Source organism: Brassicibacter mesophilus (assembly GCF_050433385.1).
GTDB lineage: Bacteria > Bacillota > Clostridia > Tissierellales > Proteiniboraceae > Brassicibacter > Brassicibacter mesophilus.
Map to the genome: position 1 here is coordinate 1 of NZ_JBNPXI010000051.1, position 2,149 is coordinate 2,149.

Here is a 2,149-nt window from a genome sequence, read left to right on the forward strand (position 1 = left end):
CTTGTCAACAGCTTTTTTAATATTTTTTATTTCTTATTATTTTAGCTGTTTTCTGTCGTCTTTTGTTCGGCGACTTATTTAATATAGCATATTTAATATGCTTTTTCAATAGCTTTGTTAAATTTTTTCGGAAGAATTATCAATATCCATTATTTATGTCTAGTTTTATAGAAAATATGTAATATATTGTTAGTATTATTTTCATTTTTTAACTTCTATATACGTATACTTTAAAATAATTGTTGTAGTTTAATTAGATTAATAAATATCAGTATATTTGAAAAAATATAAGATGAAATGAAATTTTACATATTAATTATAAAAGAATAGTATATTGAATATGTGTTATCTTTCAAAGAAGGAGTGATAAAATATGAATCCATTTGTGAGTTTAGGAATAGCATTGATTGCAGGAATAATTTTAGGTAGATTAGTAGGTAAGTTTAAAGTCCCTTCAGTAGCAGGCTATATTCTCGCTGGTTTATTGATAGGGGTTTCTGGCTTAAAAATTTTAAATACAGAGTCAATAGAAAAACTATCATTCATTAGTGACTTTGCTTTAGGTATTATAGCTTTTAATATAGGTAGTGAGCTAAAATATTCAGTAATAAAAAAACTTGGAAAATCTATTTTCGTTATAGCTGTATGCGAAGCTTTAGGTGCATTCACACTAGTTTCTCTTATTACTTTTTTTATCACAAAGCAGATAGCTATATCATTAATTTTAGGTGCAGTATCTTCTGCAACAGCCCCTGCAGCAACCATTATGGTACTAAAAGAATTTAATGCAAAAGGTCCTTTGACAAGTACTTTGCTAGGAGTTGTTGCTATAGATGATGCTATATGTCTTATGATATACTCAGTAGCCGCTTCAGTTGCTAAAGTATTTGTAAAACACGAAGTCATTACATTATATAAGGTATTATTTCATCCAATAATTGAAATAACATTGTCTGTATCTATTGGTGTTATACTAGGATTCATTTTATCATATCTTCTATATATTAGTAGAAATGATTCAGAGTCCTTGACATTAATTATTGGTATAATAGTAGCGTTAGTAGGAATATCTTTAAAATTTGGCCTTTCTCCTCTTCTTTCAACTATGAGCTTAGGAGTGGCTTTAGCTAATTTCTCGTCGAAAAGTAGAAGAGCTTTTTCAATAATCGAAAGCTTCTCACCACCTTTTATCGCAGCCTTTTTTACACTAGCTGGTGCAAGGCTTAATGTTCTACTACTTCCTCAAATTGGTTTGATAGGAGTATCATACCTTTTGTTTAGAATAGTAGGTAAAATTGCAGGGGCGTATATAGGCGCAAGTATTTCTAAAGCACCGGATACTGTTAGAAAAAATATTGGTTTTGGTCTATTGTCACAAGTAGGAGTAGCCGTAGGTCTTGCTATAGTAGTCAATAGGGAGTTTGTCGACACTAATATAGGCCCTTTAATAATCACGATACTTTTATCTACAACAATTATTACCGAAATTATAGGACCAATTGCTACCAAAAATGCTATAATTAAAGCAAAAGAAGTAAATTTATAATAAAGGGGTGCATTTGATGTATGCTCTATTCTTAATATTAAACGATGTGTATATGCTTGATGAAGTGTACGAAATATTCTATGAAATGGGTGTAGGAGCAACAACATTTGATAGTATCGGTATGGGGAAGGTTTTACTACAGCATAATGTAGACGTACCTATTTTTTCAAGCATAAGAAGACTTATCGAAGGTGATAAACCTTATAACAAAACCATTATAAGTGTAATAAGAGATGAGTCTAAGTTAAGGGAAGTGATAGATAAAATAAACAGAAAACTAGACTACATAATTAAACCTGGAATAGGCTTTATGTTTGTTGTTCCTGTCCTAGAATGTTATGGACATAAAATTGAAGAAGATAATCTTGATTAATTATTGACTAGGAAATAAGCTTATCCATATATTATGTTACTAATAATTTATTTTAAAAGGGCGAAAGCCCTTTTTTTATGCATTGTATCAAATATAGTTTATAGCACATACTAATAACGATTAAATAAATTGAAGTTAGTCCAGCTAAGAAATGTCAATAGTTAAATCTAAAAATATTTGATATTTCTTCAAGTTAAAAAAGGGTAACATCAATAAGCCTTTTGAGAGTA

The 2,149-nt window shown here is 29.4% G+C and carries 2 protein-coding genes; both read left to right on the forward strand.

Annotated features, from left to right (window positions below):
* Positions 1 to 373 precede the first annotated feature (373 nt).
* Positions 374 to 1,546, forward strand: coding sequence for a cation:proton antiporter (locus tag HNR33_RS22740; protein ID WP_429088295.1), 1,173 nt, complete (start codon positions 374 to 376; stop codon positions 1,544 to 1,546).
* A 16-nt stretch (positions 1,547 to 1,562) separates the two neighbouring features.
* Positions 1,563 to 1,919, forward strand: a complete 357-nt coding sequence (locus HNR33_RS22745; RefSeq protein ID WP_429088298.1) for a hypothetical protein — start codon at positions 1,563 to 1,565, stop codon at positions 1,917 to 1,919.
* The last annotated feature ends 230 nt before the right edge of the window (positions 1,920 to 2,149 follow it).

Coding starts and splice junctions, on each gene's coding strand:
- HNR33_RS22740 (WP_429088295.1), top strand. CDS start 374: ATGAATCCATTTGTGAGTTTAGGAATAGCATTGATTGCAGGAATAATT.
- HNR33_RS22745 (WP_429088298.1), top strand. CDS start 1,563: ATGTATGCTCTATTCTTAATATTAAACGATGTGTATATGCTTGATGAA.